This is a genomic window from Hymenobacter jeollabukensis, from assembly GCF_005771675.1.
Lineage (GTDB): Bacteria > Bacteroidota > Bacteroidia > Cytophagales > Hymenobacteraceae > Solirubrum > Solirubrum jeollabukense.
Genome location: NZ_VAJM01000001.1, coordinates 864,813 through 887,538 on the forward strand (window position 1 = coordinate 864,813; position 22,726 = coordinate 887,538).

Genomic DNA, 22,726 nt, shown 5'->3' on the forward strand with positions numbered 1-22,726 from the left:
CCTCGCTTTACCGGCCCGCCGCGGCCCACTTCTCCACCAACAACCGCTTCCGTCATGATTATTATCGACAAACTGCTGGACGCCCGGCAGCGCGCCGGCCGCCCCGTTCGAGTAGGCCTATGGGGTGCGGGCGAAATGGCCCAGGGCATGGTCAACCAGGTGATGCGCTACACGCCGGGCATGGAAGTCAGCGTCATTGCCAACCGCACCCTCGCCAAGGCCCACCAGGCCTACGCCTATACCGGCCACGTGGCCCGCGAGTGCAGCAGCCGCGCCGAGCTGCAGGCCTGCCTCGACGCGGGCCAGCTGGCCGTCGTTGATGACGGGGAGCTGCTCTGCGAGGTCGACGGGCTGGACTTGCTGGTGGAGTGCACCGGCACCGTTCACTACGCCGCCGGCCTGATTATGAAGGCCATAGCCAACGGGCGCAACGTCCTGCTGTTCAACCCCGAAGTGGACGCGCTGATCGGGCCCATCCTGAAAGTGTACGCCGACCAGGCCGGGGTGCTGCTCAGCGGCTGCTCCGGCGACCAGCCCGGCTGCATCATCGATTTGTACCGCTTCGTGCAGGGCATGGGACTGACGCCGCTGCTCTGCGGCAACATCAAGGGGCTGCAGGACTACTACCGCAACCCCACCACCCAGGCCGGCTTCGCCGCGCAGTGGCACCTGACGCCCGAAATGGTCACCAGCTTCGCCGATGGCACCAAAATCAGCATCGAGCAGGCCACCGTGGCCAACGCCACCGGCATGGGCGTGGCCCGGCGCGGCATGTACGGCTACCGGCACGACGGCCACGTGGACGACATGACCTCGTGGTACGACATCGACGAGCTGAAGCGCCTGGGCGGCATCGTGGATTACGTGGTGGGGCCCAAGCCCGGCCCCGGCGTGTTCGTGTACGCCACCACCGACGACCCCAAATCCAAGCACTACCTCGCTTACGGCAAGCTGGGGCCGGGGCCGCTGTACTCGTTCTACCAGCCCTACCACCTCATCTACGCCGAAATTCCGCACTCCATTGCCCGGCTCGTGCTCTTGCAGGACGTGACCATGGCCCCGCTCGGCGCGCCGGTGGTGGAGGTCATCACCCTGGCCAAAACGCCGCTGCCGGCCGGCCACCGCCTCGACGGCCTCGGCGGCTACGACACCTACGGGCAGTGCGAAAACGCCGGCACCGCCCGCCAGCTAAACCTGCTGCCCGTGGGCCTGGCCGAAGGCTGCACGCTGCGCCACGCCGTGGAGCGCGACACGCCCCTGACCTTCGACGACGTGATTTTGCCCGAAGACAACCTGGTGCAGCGCCTCTGGCGCGAGCAGCAGGCCCGCTTCTTCCCGCACCTGCAGGCCCAGGCGCTGCCAGCCGCGGCGGCGCTGGCGTAGGGCCTCACCCCCCGGCCCCCTCTCCAAAAGAGAGGGGGAGCCGGCCGTCAGCAATGGCATCGTTCTGACGACGCGGGGCCGCTCCGCTCGCGCTGCGCGGCCCCGCCCGTTCCATCAATTCTCTTCTCCACCACTAACGTCCGCGCCGCCGCGGCTCCCCCTCTCCCTCGGAGAGGGGGCCGGGGGGGTGAGGCCCCTTCCCATGGAAGCCGTAGCCACCACAACCGACAACCGCATCCTCCGCGAAGACCTGGCGGCGGTATACGCCACGCTCACCGCCGCCGAGCGGGCCAAGTTCCGGGACGCCACCGTGCTCATTACCGGCTGCGGAGGCTTTCTGGGCTACTTTTTCATGCACTTCTTCGCCGAGTACGCCCCCGAGCTGGGGTTACGGCGGGTGGTGGCGCTGGAAAACTTCCTGACCGGCACCAAGGACTGGCTGGACGAGCTGACGGCCCGGCACCCCGAGCTGATTCAGCTGCACGAGTTCAACGTCATCACCGACGAGGTGGCCGCGGTGCCCGGCGCGGCCGAGGCCGACCTCATTATTCACCTCGCCTCCATTGCCTCGCCGACGTTTTACCGCATCTACCCGCTCGAAACCGTGGATGCGAACGTGACCGGCCTGCGCCGCCTGCTCGACTACTACGCCGAGCGGCCTCTGCGCGGCTTCCTGTTCTTTTCGAGCAGCGAGATTTACGGCGACCCGCAGCCCCAGTTCATTCCCACGCCCGAGGACTACCGCGGCAACGTGGCCAGCATCGGCCCGCGCGCCTGCTACGACGAGGCCAAGCGCTTCGGCGAGACGCTCTGCTACCTCTTCGCCCAGAAGTACCAGATGCCCATCGGCATTGCGCGGCCCTTCAACAACTACGGCCCGGGCATGAGCCTGGGCGACAAGCGCCTGCCCGCCGACTTCGCCAAGGCCGTGGTGGAAGGCCGCGACCTGGAAATCCTTTCCGACGGCTCGCCCACGCGCACCTTCTGCTACATCGCCGACGCCATCAGCGGCTACCTGAAAGTGCTGCTGCACGGCGAGTTCGACGTGTTCAACATCGGCCAGGACCAGCCCGAGCTGTCGGTGCGGCAGTTCGCGGAGCTGTTTACCGAGGCCGGGCGCGACATTTTCGGCTACCCGGGGCGCATCACGTTTCAAGTTTCCGCTGATAAAGAGTATCTTACGGATAACCCCAACCGCCGCTGCCCGGACCTCGCCAAGGCCCGCGCCGTGCTGGGGTACGCGCCCACGGTCGACGTGGCCACGGGCATCCGCCGCTACCTGCAGTTTCTCCACCACTCCATGACCCGTAGCGTCTCATGATTACCGTACTCGGATTGGGCTTCGTGGGGCTGACCACGGCCCTGGGCTTCAGCAAGAAAGGCTTCAAGGTCTACGGCATCGACGTGGACGCGGCGCGGGTGGAGAGCATCCGCCGCTACGAGGTGCCCTTCTACGAGCCCCACCTGGAAGACGCGCTGCGCGAGGAGCTGGGCCACAACTTCGTGGTGGACGCCTCGCTGGAAGAAGCCGTCAACGACAGCCGCGCCGTCATCATCTGCGTGGGCACGCCCGGCCTGCCCGACGGCCAGGCTAACCTCGCCTACCTGCTCGACGCGGTGCGCGAGGTCTTCGCCGTCAGCGACGCGGATTACCGGGTGCTGGTGGTGAAATCGACGGTGCCGCCCTCCACGGTGGCGCGCGCGGTGCAGCCCTTCGTGGCCGAGCTGAGCCAGCAGTACGGCAAGCAGCTAGGCCTGGCTTCGAACCCCGAGTTTCTGCGCGAAGGCCACGCCTGGAACGACTTCATGCACCCCGACCGCGTGGTGGTGGGCGTGCAGGACGAAGCGGCCAAGGAAGTGCTGGCGGAGCTGTACCTGCCCTTCAACGCGCCGGTGCACTTCGTGGACTTCAGCACGGCCGAGTTTGTCAAGTACCTCTCCAACACGCTGCTGTCGACCCTGGTGAGCTTCGCCAACGAAATGGCCATGATAGCCCACCACATCGGCGGCATCGACGTGCCGGCGGCTTTCCAGCTGCTGCACCAGGACCGGCGCTGGTCGGGTACGCCGGCGGCCATGGCCAGCTACGTGTTTCCGGGCTGCGGCTACGGCGGCTACTGCCTGCCCAAGGACACGGCCGCGCTCAACAGCATTGCCCAAACCCACGGCTACCAGCCCAAAATGCTGCCCGCCAACCTGCAGATCAACGAGGACATCAAGGACTTCGTGGTCGAGCAGATTGCCGCTCAGGTCACGCCGCAGCAGCGCATCGGCATCCTGGGCCTCTCCTTCAAGAGCGGCTCCGACGACGTGCGCCTGAGCCCGAGCCGGGCCATCATCGAGAAGCTGCGCGCCCGCGGCTACACCCGCATCGTGGCCTACGACCCGATGGCCAACGAGGTCTTTGCCCGCGAAACCCAGCTGCCCATTGCCTACGCCGACTCGCTGCCCGAGCTGGTGGAGCAGGTCGATGCGCTGGTGCTGCTCACCAGCTGGCCCGAGTTTCGGCAGCGGCGCGAGCTGCTGGCCAGCAAGCCGCTGTTCGACTTCCGCTACGCCCTCACTGAGCAGCAGGTGCAGCACCCGCCGCTGGTACCGCTGGCCCGGTAATTCAAGCCGGCCCATACGCAAAAGCCCGCTGCCGGTACCGGCAGCGGGCTTTTGCGTATGGGCCAGCCACCATTCATCCTCTGCTTTTCCAGTAGGCGTAAATCCAGCCCACGGCTAATGCCGGCGGCCCGGCGTTGCGCAGGGCCCGGAAGAAGCCTGTCGGGCCATACTGCAGGCCGCAGCTCAGGCAGCAAAGCAGCAGCAGCGCCAGCAATAACCAGATAAAAGGCGGCAGTCGGGCAAACATGGTATCGGGGTCAATCCGCTTCGGGTAGTCCGGCAGCGTGAAGATATTGCCGGCAGCGGGCAATTCCAACTGGCTCCCGCCGGCCCCGGCTCACCTCTTGCGACTCGCCCGGAATAACAACGCCGCCGGCCTCTTGCGAGACCGACGGCGCGGCACCTAAGCATCGAAACTGCTCCACCTTTCAGTTTCGCACTCGGTACACGGGTTGCACGGCGCGGCCGTGCAGGTATTGGTCGAGGCCCTCGTCGATGGCGCGGCGGTACACGGCCAGGGCTTCGTGAATTCGTTCGGCGGTTAGCTCAATGTCGGCGGGCTGGTGGGCGTAGCTCACGATGAGCGAGGGCAGCAGCAGGCCGCGGCGCAGCGTTTCCTGCAAAAACAGCGTGCGGAAGCCCTGCGAAGGCAGCCCGGCAGCGTCGCGGGTGACGTAGATCATGCACTGCGGTGGCCCCTGCAGACTGAAGTAGTCGGTCAGGCCGTGCTCGGCAATGGACTGCTCGAGCAGGCGGCGCAGGTAGTCGCCGGCCTGGCGCAGGTGCTCGATGACCGGCTCGCGGCGGTAGGTAGCCAGCACCTCGCGCATGGCGGCCAGGGCGTGGCTTTCGGCGCCGTAGGTGGTCGAGAGCAGGAACACGCGCTCCTTGTCGTGGTGCAGGCCGCCCAGCTCCATCAGCTCGCGCCGGCCGGTGAGGGCCGCGATGCTGAAGCCGTTGCCGAGGGCTTTGGCCCAGGTGCTCAGGTCGGGGCGCACGCCGTAGGCCGCCTGGGCGCCGCCCACGTGCCAGCGCAGGCCGGTGATGATTTCGTCGAAGATGAGCACGGTGCCGTGCTGGTCGCAGAGGCGGCGCAGGCCGGGCAGAAAGCCGGGCGCGGGCGGCACGTCCTTTTCGATTTCGAGGATCAGGCAGGCCACCTGCCCCGGATGCTCCCGAAACAGCTGCTCCACCGAGGCCAGGTCGTTGTAGCGGAAGGTCAGCGTCAGCGCGCGCACGGCCGCGGGAATACCCGCCCGCACCGCCGTGGTGCCGATAAACCAGTCGTCGCAGGAGAAAAAGGGGTGGTCCTGGCACAGGGCCACCAGGTCGCGGCCGGTAGCGGCACGGGCCAGCTTCACGGCGGAGGAGGTCACGTCGGAGCCGTTCTTGGCGAACTTCACCATGTCGCCGGCGCCGGTGGTGGCCAGAAAGTCCTCGGCGGCACGTAGCTCCAGCACGGTGGGCCGGCCCACGTTGGTGGTGCCCCGGCTGATTTCGCGCTGGGCGGCCCGCACCACCGGGGCGTAGGCGTGGCCCAGCGTGACGGCGCGCAGCCCCATGCCGTACTCCACGAAGGCGTTGCCGTCGGCATCCCACACGCGGCAGCCGCGGCCCCGCACGAGGTAGGGCGCCAGGCCCTCGGGAAACTGGTCGTCGCCCTTGGCGTAGGTGTGGCTGCCGCCCGGAATGGCGGCGTGAAAGCGGGGCTGCAGCGCGTGCGAAGCCGTAAAGCGGCTGGGCAGCAGCTGATCGGGGGCCGTGACGGGCTGGCAGATCGGGGGCGAAGCAGAGTTGGAGAGGAGCATGAGCGAGGTGGTGGAGAGTGAGGCCGGCAGAAACCGGCAACTGGCAAGCAGTTAGGAGCATTTCCCGCGGGGCGCTGAGCCGGGGTTGGCGGGCCCACGGCCCAGCGCCTCGTCGGGCAGGCGTTCGGCCCCGGTCAGGCCGACACGGGCTGCATCACGGCCGGGTCGAGCAGCGGCGTGCCGGGCTCGTACTCGTCGGTCAGCTCCTTGGGCAGTCGGGCCAGATCCGACACCCGGAAGAAGTCAATCAGGTTGGTGCCCGTGCTGGCCGAGTCGTGGTTCGGGGCGCCGCGGTGGGCCCGCACGTCGTCGATGTGCACGGTGCGGAAATCGATGCTGTAGCGGGTGCGGCCGGTTTGGTTGACCACGGTGGAGTGCATCTGCGCGGCCGAGAAGATGGTGACGCCGCCGGGGGGCAGCACCAGCCGCAGCTGCGGCTCCAGCAGCTCCAGCTCGTCGTAGGCGCGGGGCCGCTCGCGGCGGTCCGGCTCGCCGCTGGCGGCCAGGCGGGCGCCCTCGGCGTACCACTCGTGCATATGGTAGTTTTCCGAGCCGTTGGCAACGCCCCGGTCCCAGTAATTGGGATGGAAGGCCAGCGCATTACCGGACTCGTGCTCGTACATCGGGAACCACCAGTTCAGTTGGTTCAGCGGGGCCGAAAACCAGGTGTCGCGGTGCGTATCGAAGCGGTAGGCCAGGCCGTGGGTCAGGAAGTTGTTGCTGGTCACGGTGCGCATGCGGGGCACGTCGAAGTAGGTTTTCTCCGGGTCGCAGCCGAAGTCGAGCAGCAGCTGCTGCACCAGGAGCTTGGACCGCTCGTGGTTGATGAAGCGCGGCTTGAAATCGGCCAGGATGGCGTTGTAGGCCTCGGGCGTCATGGTGTGCTGGGCCAGGGCGGGGTCGATGTCGCCGAAGGCTTCGCGCACGAATTCGCGGCCGAACTCCACCAGCGCCAACACGCTGGGCCGGGGCTGGTAGGCAAACAGCTGCCCCCGGTAAAGCTGCTCCCGCCGCTGGTCGTCGGACATGGGCGAGTCGAAGTACACGGTATTCATATAGCTACTTTGGGTTGGAGTGGTCTGGAGCGGAAAGCGGGGTTGGCGAAGCGGGCGAGGCTTCAGAGCACGAGGAACTCGCCCTCGAAGCCGAGCTGGCGGGCCTGGGTGCGGATTTCGTCGGCGTAGGTCGGGTTGGTGATGAATATCACGTCGGGCCGGTAGTCCATGATGGCCTCCGGCGCGATGACCGGGTGGGCCGTCAGCGGCATGAACTGGCCCTGCCGGCGCGGGTAGATGTCGACCACGGCCAGCACGGTGTCGGCCAGGTCGAAGGTGTTCAGGAAGGTGATGGCGCGCGAGCCGGCGCCCCAGGCGAGGACGCGCTTGCCGCTGCTACGCAGCTCGTCGACGCGGTCCTGCCACTGCTCCATCACGGCCCGGGCCGAGCGGCCGAAGGCGCGCACGGCGGCGGGCGTTTCGGGGTCGTCGGTGGGCGCGAGGGTGGCCGGGTCGGGCACGGTGGTGGGGCGGGCCGTCAGGCCCAGGTACTCGCCGTGCCAGCAGGGCTGCACGTCCAGCACCTCGAAGCCGGCGCTGCGGAACAGGTACGAAAGCGAAGCGGGCGTAAACCAGGACGCGTGCTCGTTGACGATGTTCCACACCACCTGCTGGCCGATGTCGTAGAGCGCGTTGGGCACTTCCACGTACACGATGGGCGCGGTGCCGGCCGGAATGGCGGCCCGTAGGTCGCGCACAAACTGCGTGACGTGGCCGGCCAGCACGTTGAGCATGTGGCGGCAGCTGATGAAGGTGGCCCCTTCGAGCACGTGCGCGGTGGCCGGGCCGAAGTAGTCCTTCACGAACGTAACGCCCAGCGCTTCGTTGGTGCCCTCGGGCAGGCCGAACGGCGACGCGTAGCCCGGGTCGATGCCCAGGCCGGTGTTGGGGCCCAGGCGGCAGAGCGTGCGCAGGAAGTCCCCGTCGCCGCAGCCGATGTCCACGATGCGGCCGTTGCGCAGGTTGTAGCGCTCGATCAGGTCGGTGGCCAGCCCCAGCGTGAAGGCCCGGAACGAGGGCGAAAACTCCAGGGAGAAGTCGTTGCGGGTGTGGGTGATTTTGCTGGCCTCGTAGGCCTCGTTGTGGATGTAGTGGCAGTGCGGGCAGAAGGCCAGCCTGATGTCGGTGGTCGGCGCGTGCCGGGCCGCCTCGACGGTGGGCCAGAGGATGCCCGACTGCGTGGGTACGCCGTGGGTTTCGAAAAACACTTCGCCGGCGGCGGAGCCGCACACCGGGCAGGGCTGGGTGGCCGCAGTCGTGGCCGGGGCAGTGGTAAGCAGTTCGGTTTCCATAAGGCTGGTGGACGCTAATGGTGGTGGAAGAATATGACAGCGGCGGCTCAGGCGACGGCCGGAAGGGGCGCAAGCAGGTCGGTGGCGAGGAGCTGGTCGGCGGCGCGGCGGATGACGGCGAAGGGCAGCCCGCTGCGCTCGGCAATGGCCAGCAGGTCGTGGTGGCCGTCGGCGTAGCTGAGCACCCAGAGCAGGGCCATTTCGGCTTCGCGGGGGTTGCCCTGGCCCTTCACGGCGCCGTAGAGGCCGCGGCGGCCGAGCTGCGGCTCGCCGTAGGGCTGCCGGTTCTGGTAGCGCTGGTTGCCTTCGAGCACCTGCACCACCCGCTCGTACAGCGCCAGCGACTCATCCAGCTGGTCCGGCCGCACGAACTGGCAGTTGTCGGCCGAAGTGTGGTACTCCGGAAACTCGCCGTGCGGGGTGCGCGACAGGCAGCCCACCGGCAAATCGAAGCCCGGGGAGCAGAATTGCCGCTCGTCGTAGCCGTAGGGCACGTAGTCGCGCAGCTCGTGGGGGTAGCCTTCGCGGCGCAGCACGTGGGCCACTACCCTATCGATGTCGGCCTGGCCCAGACGGGTGCGCTTGTAAGTGAAGGCGCCGGGGCCGCCGAGCAGCGTGGTCACCAGTCCGTGCCGGATGCGGGCCAGCGTGGCGGGCGTCTGCCGGCTCAGCCAGGTGATGGAGCCAATGGTGCCGGGCGCGAACAGGAACCGGTACGACAGCCGGTGCGGGCGCTGGCTCAGGGCCTGGGCCAGGTGCGCGGCCACCACGATGCCGGAGAGGTTGTCGTTGGCCAGCGAGGGGTGGCAGACGTGGCAGGAAATCAGCACCTCATCCTCCACCTCGCCGGGCAGCAGCAGCTCGCCGTAGGTGAGGCTGCCGTGCGGGTCCAGCTCGGTGTCGATGCAGACTTCGTAGATCGGTTCGTCCAGCGCCTCAAGCTGCCGCTGCGTGAGGCAGAAGCCCCAGTTGGCGTGGTAGTAGGAGGTGCGGTAGGGAATCAGATCGGGCTGCTCGGGCAGGGCGTAGAGGTGCGGGCGCAGCTCGTCCAGCGTCAGCCAGCTGTGCACCGGCTGGCTGTAGCCGAGCACGTGCAGGTTGTGGGCGTGCCAGTCGATAACCCGCTCGCCCTCGGCCGTGGCCACGTACGCGTCGCGGATGCGCCACTCGGCGGGCACGGTCCAGTCGAGCACCGCAGTGCCGCTGGGCACTTCGTGGACGACGAGGCCAGGCAGCAGGCGCTCCTGCAGCAGGCGCAGCGTCTGGCGCACACCGTCGCCGGTCAGGCTGCGCGGCAGGGGGTACAGCTCCCGCAGCAGCGCGTGCAGGGCCTCGCCCCGCTCCGACGCGGTGGCCGAGGCCAGCGCCGGCTCAGCAAACGGGGGCGGTGCGGGCGCGGCTTGCATGGCCTTCACTGAAGATGTGCAGGCTCGGAATGGCCGTCACGAATTGCCCGCCCCAGGTGCGGATGTAGCTCAGGTTATCGGCCACTTCGGCGCTGATGTTCCAGGGCAGAATGACCACGAAATCAGGTTTTTCCTCGCGAATGGCCTCCGGCGACAATACCGGAATGTGGCTGCCGGGCAGGTACTTGCCCTGCTTGTAGGGCGAGGCGTCGACCACGATGGGCATCAGGTCGGTGCCCTGAATGCCGCAGTAGTTGAGCAGGGTGTTGCCCTTGGCGGCGGCGCCGTAGCCGACGACCTTTTTGCCCGCGCGGCGCTGCTCCAGCAGGAACTCCAAGAACTCGGCCCGCACCGTGTCGAGGCGCGGCTGGAAATCCTGGTAGTACTCCAGCGTGAGCATGCCGGCGGCCCGCTCCCGGGCCAGCAGCTCGCGCACCGCGTCGGTTACGGGCTTGCTGCGGTCGGCCGAGTGCCGGGCGAAGACGCGCAACGACCCGCCGTGGGTGGGCAGCTCCTGCACGTCGAAGACGGTGAGGCCCTGGGCGGCGAAGACGCGGGCCACGGTGTTCAGCGAGAGGTAGCTGAAGTGCTCGTGGTAGATGGTATCGAACTGGCAGTCGTCGACCAGGTTCAGCAGGTGCGGAAATTCCAGGGTAGCCACGCCGCCGGGCTTGAGCACTAGCTGCATGCCGCCCACGAAGTCGTTCATGTCGGGCACGTGGGCCAGCACGTTATTGCAGATCAGCAGGTCGGCCTTCTGCCCGTCGGCGGCCAGCTCGCGGGCCAGGCGGGTGGTGAAGAAGTCGACCAGGGTGCGCACGCCGCGGCCGGCGGCAATGCGCGCGGTGTTGGCCGTGGGGTCGATGCCGAGCACCGGCACGCCGTGCTGGTGGAAGTACTGCAGCAGGTAGCCGTCGTTGCTGGCGGCTTCCATCACCAGGGAGTCTTCGGTGTAGCCGAAGCGCGCCATCATCATGTCCACGTAGCGGCGGGCATGGTCCAGCCAGGAGGTCGAGTACGAGGAGAAGTAGGTGTACTCCTCGCCGAAAATCTCGACGGCTTTTTTCACTTCCCCGATCTGCACCAGCCAGCAGTTGTCGCAGACGTAGGTTTTCAGCGGGTAGTGCTGTTCGGGTTCTTCCAGCTGCGTGGCGCTTAGCATGGAGTTGGACGGCGGGCAGTGGCCGAGGTCAGCAAACACGTGGGTCAGCTCGGTTCCGCAGTGACGGCAGTTCATGGCTCAGGTAACGTTAAAAGGCGGAGAGGTCAGAAGGAAAGCAACCGCGAATGAGGAGCGGCCAGTGGGAGTGTTTCAGGCAGGTTATCAGACTTATAAAAGCACCTTGCGGGTGTAAAAGGCTTCGGCGTATCGGCCCGAACAGGCGGCCTGCATGCCCCGCAGCCGGGGCAGGGCCCGAAACGTTTCGGCGTCAAACCAGTGCTTGCCGGCCTGCGAGGGGAAGTGCCGGAGCAGCAGCTCCACTTTGCGGTCGAGCACCGCGGCGGGCAGCTCCACGAAGCAGCCGGGGTTGCCCAGGTCGCCGTCGTACTTCGGAATCTCGTATTCGAGCACCAAGTGGCTGCGAAACGTATTCCAGGTCAGCTCCGAGAGCAGGCGGTGGTCCTGGTGCAGGTCGTGGCGGTAGTGGGTCAGGATCAGGTCGGGGTTGAAGGCTTTGAGCTGCTCGAAAATGGCTTTGACCTCGGGCACCAGCTGGGGCAGCAGCCCGTCGGTGAAGGCCAGGATGCGGATGTCGCGCGGCAGGCTGGCCGGGGCGTCGGCCAGGAAGGCCTCGGCGCTGGCCCGGGCCTCGCGGGCCCGCTCGGGCGTGCTGCTGAACACCACCCAGGTCACGGCCGCCACCTGTTTGTCGGCCAGCAGCCGCAGCAGCGTGCCCCCGGCCCCAATCTCGATGTCGTCGGCGTGGGCTCCGAGGCAGAGCACGCGCAGGCCGGCGGCTCCGGCGGGCGGCACGGGCAGCAGCCGGATCATGCCGCCAGCTGCGGGGTTTTCGGGACGACTTTGCGCATTGCCTCCCTGGCCTCCGGCTGCCGCCACACTTCCCAGGGCGCCGGTCCGTTTGCGTGTAGCTCGTCGAGCGTTTGCTTGTCCTTGAAGGTGTCCATGGCGGCCCAGAAGCCCCGGTGCCGGTGGGCCAGCAGGCGGTCCTTGGCAATCAGCCGCTGAAACGGCTGCTCCACCAGCTCCTCGCCGGGCCGCATGTAATCGAAGATTTCGGAGCGCAGCACGAAGTAGCCCGCGTTGATCCACAGCCCCGACTGGGCAATGGGGCTGATGTAGTCCACCCGCGAGTCCTCGCCCAGCGACACCACGTGGAAGCTTTGCGTGGGCTGGTAGGCCATGAAGCTGGCCACGGCGTTGGAGCGCGTCAGCTCGGCCACCGTCTCGTTCACGTTCACGTCGGAGAGGCCGTCGGCGTAGTTGGCCAGAAACATGTCCTCCCCTTCCAGCAGATGGCGCACGGCCAGCAGGCGCTGCCCGATGGAGGCCGTCAGCCCGGTATCCACGAAGGTGATGTTCCAGTCGTCGATGTCGGTTGTGAGGGGTTTCACGTCCTTGCCGCCATTCGAAAACACGAAGTCATTGGAGAGGCACTCGTTGTAGTTCATGAAGTACTGCTTGATGCTGTCGGCCTTGTAGCCCAGGCAGAGGATGAAATCGGTGTGGCCGAAGTGAGCGTAATAGCGCATGATGTGCCAGAGGATGGGCCGGTAGCCCAGGGGCACCATGGGCTTGGGGGTCGATTCGGAGTATTCGCGCAGGCGCATTCCAAAACCGCCGCAAAACAGCACGACTTTCATAGCGAGGAGGGTTGTTAGGGGGAGGGAGACTACATGTCAGGAGGCAGACAATAGCTCAGCGCGCGGCATTCGGAGCAATAAGTGGGGTCAATCCAGGACGGTTACTTTGGGTATGGGCACCACGAAGCGGCCGCCCCAGTCGTGGATGTCGGCCATTTGCTGCCGGATTTCGGTGCTCAGGTTCCAGGGCAGGATGAGCACGAAATCGGGCCGCGTCTGGCGGATGCGCTCGGGCGGGTAAATCGGGATGCGCGTGCCGGGCAGGTACAGCCCGTGCTTGTGGGGGTTGGCGTCGACGGTGTAGTCGAGGAAATCGGTGCGGATGCCGCAGTAGTTGAGCAGGGTGTTGCCCTTGCCGGGCGCGCCATAGCCCACCACCGTTTGGCCCGCGTTTTTGGCCTCGATGAGAAACTGCAGCAGCTCGCGCTTGGCCTGCTTCACCGTTTCGGCAAAACCGGTGTAGAAGGCCTCGGTGCACACGCCGGCCTCGATTTCGCGGCGGCGCAGTTCCCCTACCCGCTCGCCCACCGGCTGGCTGGCGTCGGCCGCGTGGCGGGCGAAGATGCGCAGCGACCCACCGTGGGTGGGCAGCTCCTGTACGTCGAAGACGGTGAGGCCGTGGTGGGCGAAAATGCGCTCCACAGTGTAGAGCGAGAGGTAGCTGAAGTGCTCGTGGTAGATGGTGTCGAACTGCCGGCCCTCGATCAGGCGCAGCAGGTGCGGAAACTCCATGGTGATGACGCCGCCAGCCTTGAGCAGGATCGGCAGCCCGCCCACGAAGTCGTTGATGTCGGGCACGTGGGCCAGCACGTTGTTGCCGATCAGCAGGTCGGCCTGGCCGTGGCTGAGGGCCACCTGGCGCGCCGTTTTGCGCCCGAAGAACTTGCTGATGGTTTCGATGCCCCGGGCCCGGGCCGCGTCGGCCACATTGCCGGCCGGCTCGATGCCGAGCACCGGCACGCCCTTTTCCAGGAAGTACTGCAGCAGGTAGCCGTCGTTGCTGGCCACCTCCACCACCCGCTGCGCCGGCCCGATACCAAAGCGCGCTGTCACCTCGTCGGTGTAGCGGCGGGCGTGCTGCAGCCAGGAGGTCGAGAACGAGGAGAAGTACGGGTACTCGTCGCGGAAAATGTCTTCGGGCCGCACGAAGTCGCCCACCTGCACCAGCCAGCACTGCCCGCAGACGCGGGCGTGCAGCGGGTACACCGGCTCGGCGCGGTTGAAGTGCTCGGGCCGCACCAGGTCTTCGCACAGCGGCGAGGTACCCAGGTCGACGAAGGTGGTGCGCAGCGTGGCCCCGCAGAAGCGGCAGCCGGGCTCGGCCGCCGCGGGCACCGGGCTGCTCGTCAGCAGACGGCGGGCCTTGCCCAGGAGCAGCGGACGGGCCGGGGCAGCGGAAGCAGACGGGAGCGAGACGGACATGGCAGGCGCTGGTTGCGGAGGAGGATCGGACGACCCGTTGGCTTAGGAGGAATGGTGCACCAACTGCTGGAAATCGGGGTGCCGCCGGTCTTTTTCAGAAATCAGGGTGGGCACGGCGGGCCACTCAATACCGATGGCCGGGTCGTTCCAGCGCAGGCCGCGCTCGTAGCCCGGCGCATACTTGGCCGACACCTGGTAGCACACGTCGGTATGGTCCTGCAGCGTGATGAAGCCGTGGGCGAAGCAGGCCGGCACGAACAACATGCGGAAGGAGTCGGCCGTCAGCTCCACGCCCAGCCACTGGCCGTAGGTGGGCGACTCCTCGCGCAGGTCCACGATGACGTCGTAGATGGCGCCGCGGGTGCAGCGCACCAGCTTGGTTTCGCCGTAGGGCTCCAGCTGGTAGTGCATGCCGCGCAGCGTGCCGCGCCGGGGGTTCGAGGAGAGGTTGGCCTGCACCGGCGGCATGAGGATGCCGTGGGCGGCAAACTCGTCTTCGCACCAGGAGCGGGCAAAGAAGCCCCGCTCGTCGGACATGCGGTCCACGTCGATGATGAAGGCGCCGGCGAGTTCGGTTTCGGTGAAAATCATAGCGGTGGAAGTAGTGAGATGGTGAATTGGTGAAATGGTGAGTTTCGTTCTGAAGGAGCGGCCGGTAAGAACGGTGCGAAACAGTGCCGCGTGGGCATCAACTCACCATTTCACCATCTCACCAGTTCACCGCTTAGGCCACCAGCTCCGGGTCGGCGGTGATGAGCGGACGGACCACGGCCACGGGGCTGCGCTGCCACTCCAGCTGGTCGTTGAGGCGGCCGGCTTCGCGCAGGGCCGTGAGCACCCGCAGGCGCATGAGCTGGGAGGCGCGGAACTCGGCGTCGTGGAAGCCCATGTCCAGCAGCTGGTCGCGCAGCTCGGCAATGGTATCGGTCAGGCTGCGCTGGGGCTGGTGGAAAGGCGCCAGGCGGCGGAATAAGCTGAAATCGACGCGGTAGGAGCGTTTGTCGGGCGGGGCTTCGTGGTTGAGCGTCACCTCGGTACCGGGCACGCCGGCGGCCACGGCGGCGGCCAGCTCGTGCACCTGGTAGTTCCAGCTGTCGGCGCCCACGTTCACGGCCAGGAAGGCGCCGCCGTTGGCCGCCGGCCGCTCCACGGCCCACTCGATGGCCCGGGCCATGTCCTGCACGTGAATGAGCGGGCGCCAGGGCGTGCCGTCGCTGAGAATGTTGATGCGCCCGGTGGCCACGGCCCCCGCCACGAAGTCGTTGACGACCAGATCCAGCCGCAGCCGCTCGCTCCAGCCGCAGGCCGTGGCGAAGCGCAGGCAGGTCACGCGGAAGTGCTCGTCGGCCAGCGGGGCCAGGTCCTGCTCGCTAAGCACTTTGCTGCGGGCGTAGGCCGTGAGCGGGTTCAGCACGGCCGATTCGGTGCGCGGGGCGTCGGCACCGGCGCCGTACATGCTGCACGAGGAGGCAAAGACGAAGCTGCGCACGCCCGCGGCCTTGGCCTGGCGGGCCAGCTCGATGCCGGCACGGTGGTTTACGGCCAGGGTCACTTCCTCGAAGGCGTGGCTCATCGGGTCGTTGCTGATGGCGGCCAGGTTCACCACCACCTCGACGCCCGTCAGCAGATCCTGCGGCAGGTGGCGCAGGTCGCCGAACACCTGGCGGTCCAGGCGGATTTCGGGCAGGCAGTCGGCCCCGGTGAGGCAGTGGGCAAAGAAGCCCAGGTCGTAACCAATCAGCTCGGCACCGGGAAAAGCCTGGCGCAGACGCCGCACGACGCCCGGTCCCACATAGCCCATGTTGCCAGTAATCAGGATGCGTTTCATGTGGTGGAGAAAGAAGTGAGATAGTGGAATGGTGAGATGGTGAGTTTGATGTTTGGGAGGCGCGAACCGCGCATGGTGCGCAGGCAGAACGACACTCACCAATTCACCATCTCACCAGTTCACCGCTAGTCTATGGGCAGTACCGTGGGCCCGGCCACGCGCTGCCCCTTCGGAGCCTGCACCGGCGAGGTCAGAATTTCGGCCAGCACGGGGTCTTCGTGGGCGGATTCGGGCTGGTCGCTCCACACTTTCCAGCGGGCTTTGCCGCTCTGCCACAGCTCCTCCAGCAGGTTTCGGTCGCGCAGCGTGTCCATGGGCTGCCAGAAGCCCTGGTGGCGGTAGGCGGCCAGCTGCCCGGCACTGGCCAGGCGCTCCAGCGGTGCTTTTTCCCAGATGGTATTGTCGCCGTCGAGGTAATCGAACACGCCGGGCTCCAGCACGAAGAAGCCCCCGTTGATCCAGGGCGTTTCGCCACCCTCGGGCTTTTCGGTGAAGGAATTGACGGCGCCGGAGCCTTCCGCGAGGTTGAATACGCCGAAGCGGCCCGGCTGGCGCACGGCCGTGAGCGTGGCCAGTACGCCCTGCTGCCGGTGGTAGCGGATGGCTTCGCGGATGTTCACGTCGCCCACCCCGTCGCCGTAGGTCAGGCAGAAGGTTTCGTCGCCCACGTATTCCCGCACGCGGCGCAGGCGGCCGCCGGTCATGGTTTCCTGCCCGGTGTCCACCAGCGTCACCGTCCAGGGCTCGGCGTGGTGGCGGTGCACCTGCATTTCGTTGCGGTCCATGCGGAACGTCACGTCGGCACTGTGCAGGAAGTAATCGGCGAAGTACTGCTTGATCAGGTGGCCCTTGTAGCCGCAGCACACCACGAAGTCGCGGATGCCGTGGTGGGCGTAGATCTTCATGATGTGCCACAGAATGGGCTTGCCGCCCACTTCGACCATGGGCTTGGGTCGGATGCCGCTTTCTTCGCTGATGCGGGTGCCGTAGCCCCCGGCGAGTAGAACTGCTTTCATCGCGCAGAATGAAATAAAGGTGGAGAAAAGCCGAAGCGGTGAGAAAACCTTATCCACTCAGGGAGCAATGCTTTTAGTACCGCTATCATTATAACTAAAGGTATTTTTAATTATAATTTATCAACAATTAATAAGCCTAAATATTTTCAAAAGTATAATTACAATTCAAATAGTTATAAAACTATCACCAAGTGGCTGGCTCAGATTCCTTGCGCCCGACTTGGGCCGCCGCATGGCGCAGCATCAGCCACACGAAGCGCGAATTGGTGACGAGGTAGCGCCGCCACAGCCGCCGGGGCTCCAGCCACAGCCGGTAGGCCCATTCCAGCCACAGGCGGCGGGCCCAGGCGGGCAGGCGCTTTTCCAGGCCGGCGTAGGTCATGAAGGCCTGGCCCACGCCCAGCATACAGGCGCGCACGCGGCCCTGGTGGGCGGCCATCCACTGCTCCTGCCGCGGGCAGCCCAGGGCCACAAACAGCAGATCGGGGTCGGCGGCGTTGATGCGGGCCACGTCTTCGGCGTCTTCCTCGGGCGTGAGCGGCCGGAAGGGCGGGGCGTGCAGGCCGGCCAGGCGCAGCTCGGGCAGCTCCTGCCGGATGCGGGCTTCGATGGCGCCCAGCACTTCGGGCGTGGTACCGTAGAAATACACCGACTGCCCGCGCCGCGCGGCCTCGGCCAGCAGCAGGGGCAGCGCATCCATGCCGGCCACGCGGGGCTGAGCGGGGCCGCCAAACCAGCGCACCGCCGCCGCCACCGGGCTGCCGTCGGGCGCTACCAGGGCGGCGCGGTTGACCACCTGCCCAAACGCGGGCTGGCGGTGGGCTTCCACCACCATGTGCACGTTGGCAAAACAGACGTACGAAGAGGAGCGGGCCGCCCCCAGCCGCAGCACGGCATCCACGAATGCCGGGGCCGGGCCGGTCGAAATCCAGGACGAGAGAACGGGGTAGCGCGGTAGCACGGCTCGGATAGGAAGTGAGGCGAGAAAACGGAGCGGCCGGGGACCAACGTCCTGACGTCACTACACTCGGAAGCGCAATCAGCCAGAACGTTGGTACCCCGGTCCACCTCCGGGGTTTCGGATGCGGTGTCTGAGTAGGTTTAGCGACTTCGTGAGGACGGATTGCTCGCGCCGGCTGCGTTGGCAGAAGGCTGTTTCACGAAGTCGCTAAATCACTACTTCACCGCTTAGTAGGCATTCTTTTCGCCGCGGACCATGTTCCACACGGTCTGGCCGATGATTTTCATGTCGAGCCCGAACGACCAGTTTTCCATGTATTTCAGGTCGTACTCCACGCGTTTTTCCATGGTGCCGGCCTCGCGGGTTTCGCCGCGGTAGCCGTTGACCTGGGCGTAGCCGGTGATGCCGGGCGGCACGGCGTGGCGCATCTGGTACTGGCTGATGTGCTTGGAGTACTCTTCCAGCTGCGAAATCATGTTGGGCCGCGGCCCCACCACCGACATATGGCCCAGCAGCACGTTGAAGAACTGGGGCAGCTCGTCGAGGTTGTATTTGCGCAGGTAAGTGCCCACACGGGTGATGCGCACGTCGTTTTTGGTAGCCTGCAGCTCGGCGCGGCCGTGGTCGGTGCGCATGGTGCGCAGCTTGAAGCAGGGGAACAGCTGGTTGCGCTTGCCCGGCCGCATCTGCTTGAAGAACACCGGCCCGGGCGAATCCAGCTTGATAATCAGGGCCAGGATGGGCAGCAGGATGGGGAAAACCGTGAGGATGACCGTCAGCGAGAAGCCGATATCGAACACCCGCTTAAGCACCTGGTTGGTGCGGATGCCCAGCGGCGCGTGCCGGATGGTAAGGATGGGCAGGTGGTCGTAGAAGTACACGTTCACGTCCTTGCGCACGGTGCCGCTGAAATCGGGCACGATGCGGAACGAGAGGAAGTGCTGGTCGGCAAACTGCGAGAAGTCCTCGATCAGGTCGCGGCGGTCCAGGGGCAGCGAGAAGTAGATTTCGTCGACCTGGCTGCGCTGGCAGTATTCCTTGAGGTCGGCCAGCCGGCCGCGCACCAGGGGGCGCAGGCCGCCGGGAATGGGCTCGTCGGCGAAGAAACCGGCGAATTCGTTGCCGTCGGGGTCGTGCGAGGCCAGGAAGCGGTACAGGCTCTGCCCGCTCTCCCCCACCCCCACGATGACGTAGCGGCTAATGGGCCGGGAGAGGTACTGCATGTACTTGCGGTAGCCGAAGGTGAGCAGGAAGCGCCCCGTCACGATGGCAACTACCGAAAGGCTGTAGACCGAGAGCAGGTAGCGCGCGGGCACCCAATATTGACCGAGCAACACGGCTCCCACCAGCAGCAGCACGGCGTGCAGCAGGAAGGTGCGTACCAGGTACAGCAGCTTCTCGGGGTAGGTGATGAGCTTGTCGACGCGGTAGATATTGGCGTAGTGGCCCGAGAGAATCCACCACAGCAGCGCGAATACGGCGAACAAGGCCGGGTACAACCCATCGAATGACCAATAACCGGCGGCAATGTAGCCGGCAACGCGGAAGGCGCCCAAGATGAGCAGCACATCCACAATGGGCAGCACGATGCGGGAGGCATCGGAATAGTGGCGGTAGCGTTCCATGGTCTGGCGGAGAGGGAGCTACGAGGACTGGACTCTGTCAGCAGCTTGCAGGCGGCTGACTTTCGATAACCAAGGACGGCAATATTTATGCTTTAAACAATATTAATTTATACTTAAATTATAAATAGTCATACTACCATCGGCATTGTTCAACAAACAGGCTGATTATTGGCCAAAAGGGCCGGCTTTTGGTGCTTTTCAGGTTCGCGGGGCGCTTCCGGCTGAATCTTTTCTGCTGGCTCACAACGCAAACCGCCGCTCCAATCCGAGGATTAAAGCGGCGGTTGAGCAGTTTGCCGGGCTGTATGAGTAGGCAGGCGGCTGAACTTGCCTGTTTTTACCTCAGGAGGAAGCCAACCGAACCAGAATCAGACGGTGGACAGGCACGTAAATCAAGAATGTCATGCTGAGCTTGTCGAAGTATCTCTACCGCTTCGTTGAATAGTATTTGACGAAGCGGTAGAGATGCTTCGACAAGCGGACGCCAGATGAAGCATGACGTTCTAATACCTTCTGGCGCAGCTTAGTTGGCCGAAGCCGAGCCGGAATCGGTCAGGGTCACCTTCTTCATCTGGTCGCCTACGCGGATTTCGAACTCGCCGGCTTCCAGCACTTTCTCCCCGTCGCGGCCGGTGTAGCCGAGTTCCTGGGCGGGCAGGGTGAAGGTCACGGTTTTGGTTTCGCCGGGTTTGAGGCTCACCTTATCGAAGCGGCGCAGGCGGCGCACGTCGGGGGCCACGTTGGCGGCTACCAGGTCGGAGCTGTAGAGATGCACGGCTTCCTGGCCTTCGCGCTGGCCGGTGTTGGTCACCTGCACTTTCACCGTCAGCTGCCCGTCCTTGGTCAGGCTGCTGCGGTCCAGCTCCAGGTTGGCGTACTTAAAGGTAGTGTAGCTCAGGCCGTGGCCGAATTCCCACTGCGGGTTGTAGTCGGCTTCGTAGTTGTACACGCCGTCGCCCTTCTTCTGCTCCTCGGCGTACTTGTGGATGTAGCTGACCAGGGCGTTGGGGTAGCGCGGGTAGGTGTAGGGCAGCTTGCCGGAGGGATTCACGTCGCCGAAAAGGATGTCGGCCAGCGCGTCGCCGCCGTGGTTGCCGGGCAAATAGGTCTGCACGATGGCGGGCATGTCGCGCTCAAAGGCCGAAATGACGCGCGGGCGGCCTTCGTTGAGCACCAGCACCACGGGCTTGCCGGTGGCCGCGAGGCGCCGGGCCAGCTCGATCTGCAGGGGCGAAATGGTCATGTCGTTCAGGTCGCCGGGCTTTTCGGCGTAGCTGTTTTCGCCCAGGCAGAGGATGACGGCGTCGACGTCCCTGGCGGCGGCCACAGCCTCGTCCATTTTATCGACCGATTCGTCGTAGTACTTGCCGTCCTGCTTGGGGTTGTAGCTCACGCCGGGCACGTAGCGCACGTTCTGGGCGCCGATTTCCTTTTGCACGGACTCCAGAATGGTGTTGTACCTGGCGGCGAAGTCTTCCACCTTTTCGCCCTGCCAGGAGTAGGTCCAGGCGCCGTTGAGGGCGCGCATGGAGTTGGCGTTGGGGCCGGTCACGAGCACCTTGCTGGTTTTCTTCAGCGGCAGCAGCCCATTCTGGTTCTTGAGTAGCGTAATGGCCTCGGCGGCCATGTCGTAAGCGGCTTTTTCGTGCTCGGCGCTGGCGAATTTGGGGTAGTCCTTGGCGTGGGTGACGGGCTGCTCGAACAGGCCCAGCTGCATTTTCAGCCGCAGAATGCGCCGCACGGCGTCGTCCACGCGGGCCTGCTTCACCTTGCCCTCCCGCACGTTGGCCGCCAGGTTGTCGCAGAACTCCTCGTACTGGTAGGCCAGCATGCCCATGTCAATGCCCGAGTTGATGGCCAGGGCAATGGCCTCCTTCACGTTCGCCACGACGTGGTCCCGCTTATACAGGTTGTCGATGTCGCCCCAGTCCGTCACGATCAGGCCCTGGAAGCCCAGCCGCTCGCGCAGCAGCTTGGTGAGCATGTCGTAGTTGGCGTGCATGGGCACCCCGTTGATCAGGCCCGAGTTGATCATGATGGTGTGGGCCCCGGCGTCGATGGCGGCTTTGAAGGACGGCAGGTGGTACTCGTAGAGCGACTCCAGCGGGATATAGGCGTTGGTGCGGTCCTTGCCCGACTGCGGCACCTGGTAGCCCATGAAGTGCTTGATGCTGGCAGCCACGTGCGTGGGGGCACCCACATTGTTTTGCTCGCCCTCGTAGCCCTTCACCACCTCGCGGCCCATTTCCGAAGCCAGGTAGGGGTCTTCGCCGTAGGTTTCCCACTGCCGGGGCGAGCGGGGGTCGGAGCCCAGGTCGAGCACCGGCGAAAAGGCCCAGGGAATGGCGCTGGCGCGGGTTTCGTAGGCCGTTATTTCGGCCCCGCGGCGCACCAGCTGGCGGTTGCGGGCGGCGGCCTGGGCTATCTGCTGCGGAAACATGGTGGCCCCGGCCGTGTACGTCTCGCCGTGCACCGCGTCGATGCCGTAGAGCACCGGGATTTTCAGGCGGGTCTCCTTGGTGGCCACGTCCTGAATCTGCTGGATGATGCCCTCCCACACCTGCGGGGTGCGGGCGCGGTTGTTGGCCGCGTTCAGGATGGAGCCCAGCTTGTACTTCGCCACCGCGTCGCGCAGCTTGGCCGGGTCCACGGCGAAGGGCTCGGCACTGCTGAAGCGGTTGGTGCCCACGCCGATGACGTCGAGCGTGACCTGGGCCATCTGCCCCACTTTTTCTTCCAGCGTCATCTGTGCCAGCAGGGCTTCCACGCGGCGCTCAATATCGGCGGCAGAAGGAGCAGCGGACGCAGCAGCCTGGCCGGCCTTGCTGGTTTTGGTCTTGACTTTTACTTTCTGCTGCTGGGCCTGGGCGCTGAGCGCGAGGCCGCCGGACAGCAGCGTGAGCAGGGCAATTCGGGAAAGATGCATCGCCGGGTAATCAGGGAAGTGAACAGTTCAGAGGAATGGGCAGCAGGCACTTGGTAGTCAGACACTCGCTTCTAAGCGCCTTGCTTAAAACTGACTACCGGGTACCGACTACCCCGTGGCGGCTTCGGCCGGCAGCAGGGTGCGCAGGCGCTGCCAGGCTTTGGCCACGGTGGCCGGGCTGATGGAGTGCGTGCAGCCCTGCTCCACCAGGTAGGCGGCGAGGCGGCGCAGCGGCCAGTGGCTGGCTTCGTCGGCCTCGGGACCGGTGATGAGTGCGGCCAGGGCTTGTTCCACGGCCGGGGTCAGCTTGGTGGGGGCGCCGCCCTGGGGCGGGGCGTTGAGGTAAGCCTCCAGGCCTTGCAGGCGGTAGAGGCGGCGCAGGGCGTACACCCGGCCCACCGTCATGCCCAGCTGCCGGGCGGTGTCGGCCACGGGGCGGGCGGCGTCCCAGTCGAGCAGGGTGGCGGCGCGGTTGCGCTGGCGCGGGTCCAGCGCGGGCTGGGCCAGGCAGTGGCTGACGGCCGCCCGCTGGGCGGCCGTCAGCCGGAGCAAGTCGCGGTGGCGGCCCATG

The 22,726-nt window shown here is 66.0% G+C and carries 20 protein-coding genes; 4 read left to right on the forward strand and 16 right to left on the reverse strand.

From position 1 onward, the window contains the following. Positions 1-54: 54 nt before the first annotated feature. The 3 genes from FDY95_RS03720 to FDY95_RS03730 all read left to right on the forward strand — a co-directional run bounded on the left by FDY95_RS03720 (position 55) and on the right by FDY95_RS03730 (position 3,993). Positions 55-1,383: an NAD(P)H-dependent oxidoreductase gene (locus tag FDY95_RS03720; protein WP_138075356.1), complete on the forward strand. Its 1,329-nt coding sequence runs from the start codon at positions 55-57 to the stop codon at positions 1,381-1,383. A 202-nt stretch (positions 1,384-1,585) separates the two neighbouring features. Next, positions 1,586-2,704 carry an NAD-dependent epimerase/dehydratase family protein gene (locus FDY95_RS03725; protein WP_138075357.1) on the forward strand — a complete coding sequence of 373 codons (1,119 nt, stop codon included), beginning with the start codon at positions 1,586-1,588 and terminating at the stop codon, positions 2,702-2,704. Then, on the forward strand, positions 2,701-3,993 hold the full coding sequence (locus FDY95_RS03730; protein ID WP_138075358.1) for a UDP-glucose dehydrogenase family protein: 1,293 nt from the start codon (positions 2,701-2,703) through the stop codon (positions 3,991-3,993). The genes FDY95_RS03725 and FDY95_RS03730 overlap by 4 nt, the downstream gene beginning before the upstream one ends. A gap of 73 nt (positions 3,994-4,066) precedes the next feature. Here the strand turns inward: FDY95_RS03730 and FDY95_RS26205 are convergent, their stop codons facing one another. The 14 genes from FDY95_RS26205 to FDY95_RS03795 all read right to left on the reverse strand — a co-directional run bounded on the left by FDY95_RS26205 (position 4,067) and on the right by FDY95_RS03795 (position 19,229). Beyond that, entirely contained in the window at positions 4,067-4,240 is a 174-nt protein-coding gene (locus FDY95_RS26205; protein WP_171025517.1) for a hypothetical protein, read from the reverse strand. A gap of 181 nt (positions 4,241-4,421) precedes the next feature. After that, a complete protein-coding gene (locus FDY95_RS03735; RefSeq protein WP_138075359.1) occupies positions 4,422-5,801 on the reverse strand; it encodes a glutamate-1-semialdehyde 2,1-aminomutase in 1,380 nt (459 codons plus the stop codon). A 134-nt stretch (positions 5,802-5,935) separates the two neighbouring features. Next, on the reverse strand, positions 5,936-6,856 hold the full coding sequence (locus FDY95_RS03740) for a hypothetical protein (protein ID WP_138075360.1): 921 nt from the start codon (positions 6,854-6,856) through the stop codon (positions 5,936-5,938). Between the two features lie 62 nt (positions 6,857-6,918). After that, on the reverse strand, positions 6,919-8,148 hold the full coding sequence (locus FDY95_RS03745; RefSeq protein WP_138075361.1) for a class I SAM-dependent methyltransferase: 1,230 nt from the start codon (positions 8,146-8,148) through the stop codon (positions 6,919-6,921). A gap of 47 nt (positions 8,149-8,195) precedes the next feature. Then, the gene (locus FDY95_RS03750) at positions 8,196-9,554 is read right to left on the reverse strand and encodes a DUF4910 domain-containing protein (RefSeq protein WP_138075362.1); all 1,359 of its coding nucleotides are present in this window, start codon (positions 9,552-9,554) and stop codon (positions 8,196-8,198) included. Continuing rightward, complete coding sequence (locus FDY95_RS03755; protein WP_138075363.1) at positions 9,520-10,791, reverse strand: class I SAM-dependent methyltransferase; 1,272 nt, start codon at positions 10,789-10,791, stop codon at positions 9,520-9,522. Before FDY95_RS03755 ends, FDY95_RS03750 begins: the two co-directional genes overlap by 35 nt. Before the next feature lie 93 nt (positions 10,792-10,884). Next, on the reverse strand, positions 10,885-11,547 hold the full coding sequence (locus FDY95_RS03760; protein WP_138075364.1) for a PIG-L deacetylase family protein: 663 nt from the start codon (positions 11,545-11,547) through the stop codon (positions 10,885-10,887). Next, positions 11,544-12,377, reverse strand: coding sequence for a glucose-1-phosphate cytidylyltransferase (locus tag FDY95_RS03765; protein WP_138075365.1), 834 nt, complete (start codon positions 12,375-12,377; stop codon positions 11,544-11,546). Before FDY95_RS03765 ends, FDY95_RS03760 begins: the two co-directional genes overlap by 4 nt. An 87-nt stretch (positions 12,378-12,464) precedes the next feature. Then, complete coding sequence (locus FDY95_RS03770) at positions 12,465-13,799, reverse strand: class I SAM-dependent methyltransferase (protein ID WP_138075366.1); 1,335 nt, start codon at positions 13,797-13,799, stop codon at positions 12,465-12,467. 42 nt (positions 13,800-13,841) lie between these two features. Then, positions 13,842-14,390: a dTDP-4-dehydrorhamnose 3,5-epimerase gene (rfbC, locus tag FDY95_RS03775; protein ID WP_138075367.1), complete on the reverse strand. Its 549-nt coding sequence runs from the start codon at positions 14,388-14,390 to the stop codon at positions 13,842-13,844. Positions 14,391-14,523: 133 nt separating this feature from the next. Continuing rightward, a complete protein-coding gene (locus FDY95_RS03780) occupies positions 14,524-15,627 on the reverse strand; it encodes an NAD-dependent epimerase/dehydratase family protein (protein ID WP_138075368.1) in 1,104 nt (367 codons plus the stop codon). Between the two features lie 125 nt (positions 15,628-15,752). Then, the gene (gene rfbF, locus FDY95_RS03785; protein WP_138075369.1) at positions 15,753-16,643 is read right to left on the reverse strand and encodes a glucose-1-phosphate cytidylyltransferase; all 891 of its coding nucleotides are present in this window, start codon (positions 16,641-16,643) and stop codon (positions 15,753-15,755) included. Between the two features lie 184 nt (positions 16,644-16,827). After that, positions 16,828-17,604, reverse strand: a complete 777-nt coding sequence (locus tag FDY95_RS03790; RefSeq protein ID WP_138075370.1) for a WecB/TagA/CpsF family glycosyltransferase — start codon at positions 17,602-17,604, stop codon at positions 16,828-16,830. A gap of 227 nt (positions 17,605-17,831) precedes the next feature. Continuing rightward, on the reverse strand, positions 17,832-19,229 hold the full coding sequence (locus tag FDY95_RS03795) for an exopolysaccharide biosynthesis polyprenyl glycosylphosphotransferase (protein WP_138075371.1): 1,398 nt from the start codon (positions 19,227-19,229) through the stop codon (positions 17,832-17,834). A gap of 145 nt (positions 19,230-19,374) precedes the next feature. On the opposite strand from FDY95_RS03795, the gene FDY95_RS26550 reads away from it, so the two are divergent. After that, the gene (locus FDY95_RS26550) at positions 19,375-19,542 is read left to right on the forward strand and encodes a hypothetical protein (RefSeq protein ID WP_212744849.1); all 168 of its coding nucleotides are present in this window, start codon (positions 19,375-19,377) and stop codon (positions 19,540-19,542) included. Positions 19,543-19,752: 210 nt separating this feature from the next. Here the strand turns inward: FDY95_RS26550 and FDY95_RS03800 are convergent, their stop codons facing one another. Both FDY95_RS03800 and FDY95_RS03805 read right to left on the reverse strand, forming a co-directional pair. Further along, positions 19,753-22,155, reverse strand: a complete 2,403-nt coding sequence (locus FDY95_RS03800) for a glycoside hydrolase family 3 N-terminal domain-containing protein (protein WP_138075372.1) — start codon at positions 22,153-22,155, stop codon at positions 19,753-19,755. 108 nt (positions 22,156-22,263) lie between these two features. Continuing rightward, positions 22,264-22,725 carry a helix-turn-helix domain-containing protein gene (locus FDY95_RS03805; protein ID WP_138075373.1) on the reverse strand — a complete coding sequence of 154 codons (462 nt, stop codon included), beginning with the start codon at positions 22,723-22,725 and terminating at the stop codon, positions 22,264-22,266. Position 22,726: the final 1 nt, after the last annotated feature.

Coding starts and splice junctions, on each gene's coding strand:
- FDY95_RS03720 (WP_138075356.1), top strand. CDS start 55: ATGATTATTATCGACAAACTGCTGGACGCCCGGCAGCGCGCCGGCCGC.
- FDY95_RS03725 (WP_138075357.1), top strand. CDS start 1,586: ATGGAAGCCGTAGCCACCACAACCGACAACCGCATCCTCCGCGAAGAC.
- FDY95_RS03730 (WP_138075358.1), top strand. CDS start 2,701: ATGATTACCGTACTCGGATTGGGCTTCGTGGGGCTGACCACGGCCCTG.
- FDY95_RS26205 (WP_171025517.1), bottom strand. CDS start 4,240: ATGTTTGCCCGACTGCCGCCTTTTATCTGGTTATTGCTGGCGCTGCTG.
- FDY95_RS03735 (WP_138075359.1), bottom strand. CDS start 5,801: ATGCTCCTCTCCAACTCTGCTTCGCCCCCGATCTGCCAGCCCGTCACG.
- FDY95_RS03740 (WP_138075360.1), bottom strand. CDS start 6,856: ATGAATACCGTGTACTTCGACTCGCCCATGTCCGACGACCAGCGGCGG.
- FDY95_RS03745 (WP_138075361.1), bottom strand. CDS start 8,148: ATGGAAACCGAACTGCTTACCACTGCCCCGGCCACGACTGCGGCCACC.
- FDY95_RS03750 (WP_138075362.1), bottom strand. CDS start 9,554: ATGCAAGCCGCGCCCGCACCGCCCCCGTTTGCTGAGCCGGCGCTGGCC.
- FDY95_RS03755 (WP_138075363.1), bottom strand. CDS start 10,791: ATGAACTGCCGTCACTGCGGAACCGAGCTGACCCACGTGTTTGCTGAC.
- FDY95_RS03760 (WP_138075364.1), bottom strand. CDS start 11,547: ATGATCCGGCTGCTGCCCGTGCCGCCCGCCGGAGCCGCCGGCCTGCGC.
- FDY95_RS03765 (WP_138075365.1), bottom strand. CDS start 12,377: ATGAAAGTCGTGCTGTTTTGCGGCGGTTTTGGAATGCGCCTGCGCGAA.
- FDY95_RS03770 (WP_138075366.1), bottom strand. CDS start 13,799: ATGTCCGTCTCGCTCCCGTCTGCTTCCGCTGCCCCGGCCCGTCCGCTG.
- rfbC (WP_138075367.1), bottom strand. CDS start 14,390: ATGATTTTCACCGAAACCGAACTCGCCGGCGCCTTCATCATCGACGTG.
- FDY95_RS03780 (WP_138075368.1), bottom strand. CDS start 15,627: ATGAAACGCATCCTGATTACTGGCAACATGGGCTATGTGGGACCGGGC.
- rfbF (WP_138075369.1), bottom strand. CDS start 16,643: ATGAAAGCAGTTCTACTCGCCGGGGGCTACGGCACCCGCATCAGCGAA.
- FDY95_RS03795 (WP_138075371.1), bottom strand. CDS start 19,229: ATGGAACGCTACCGCCACTATTCCGATGCCTCCCGCATCGTGCTGCCC.
- FDY95_RS03800 (WP_138075372.1), bottom strand. CDS start 22,155: ATGCATCTTTCCCGAATTGCCCTGCTCACGCTGCTGTCCGGCGGCCTC.
- FDY95_RS03805 (WP_138075373.1), bottom strand. CDS start 22,725: ATGGGCCGCCACCGCGACTTGCTCCGGCTGACGGCCGCCCAGCGGGCG.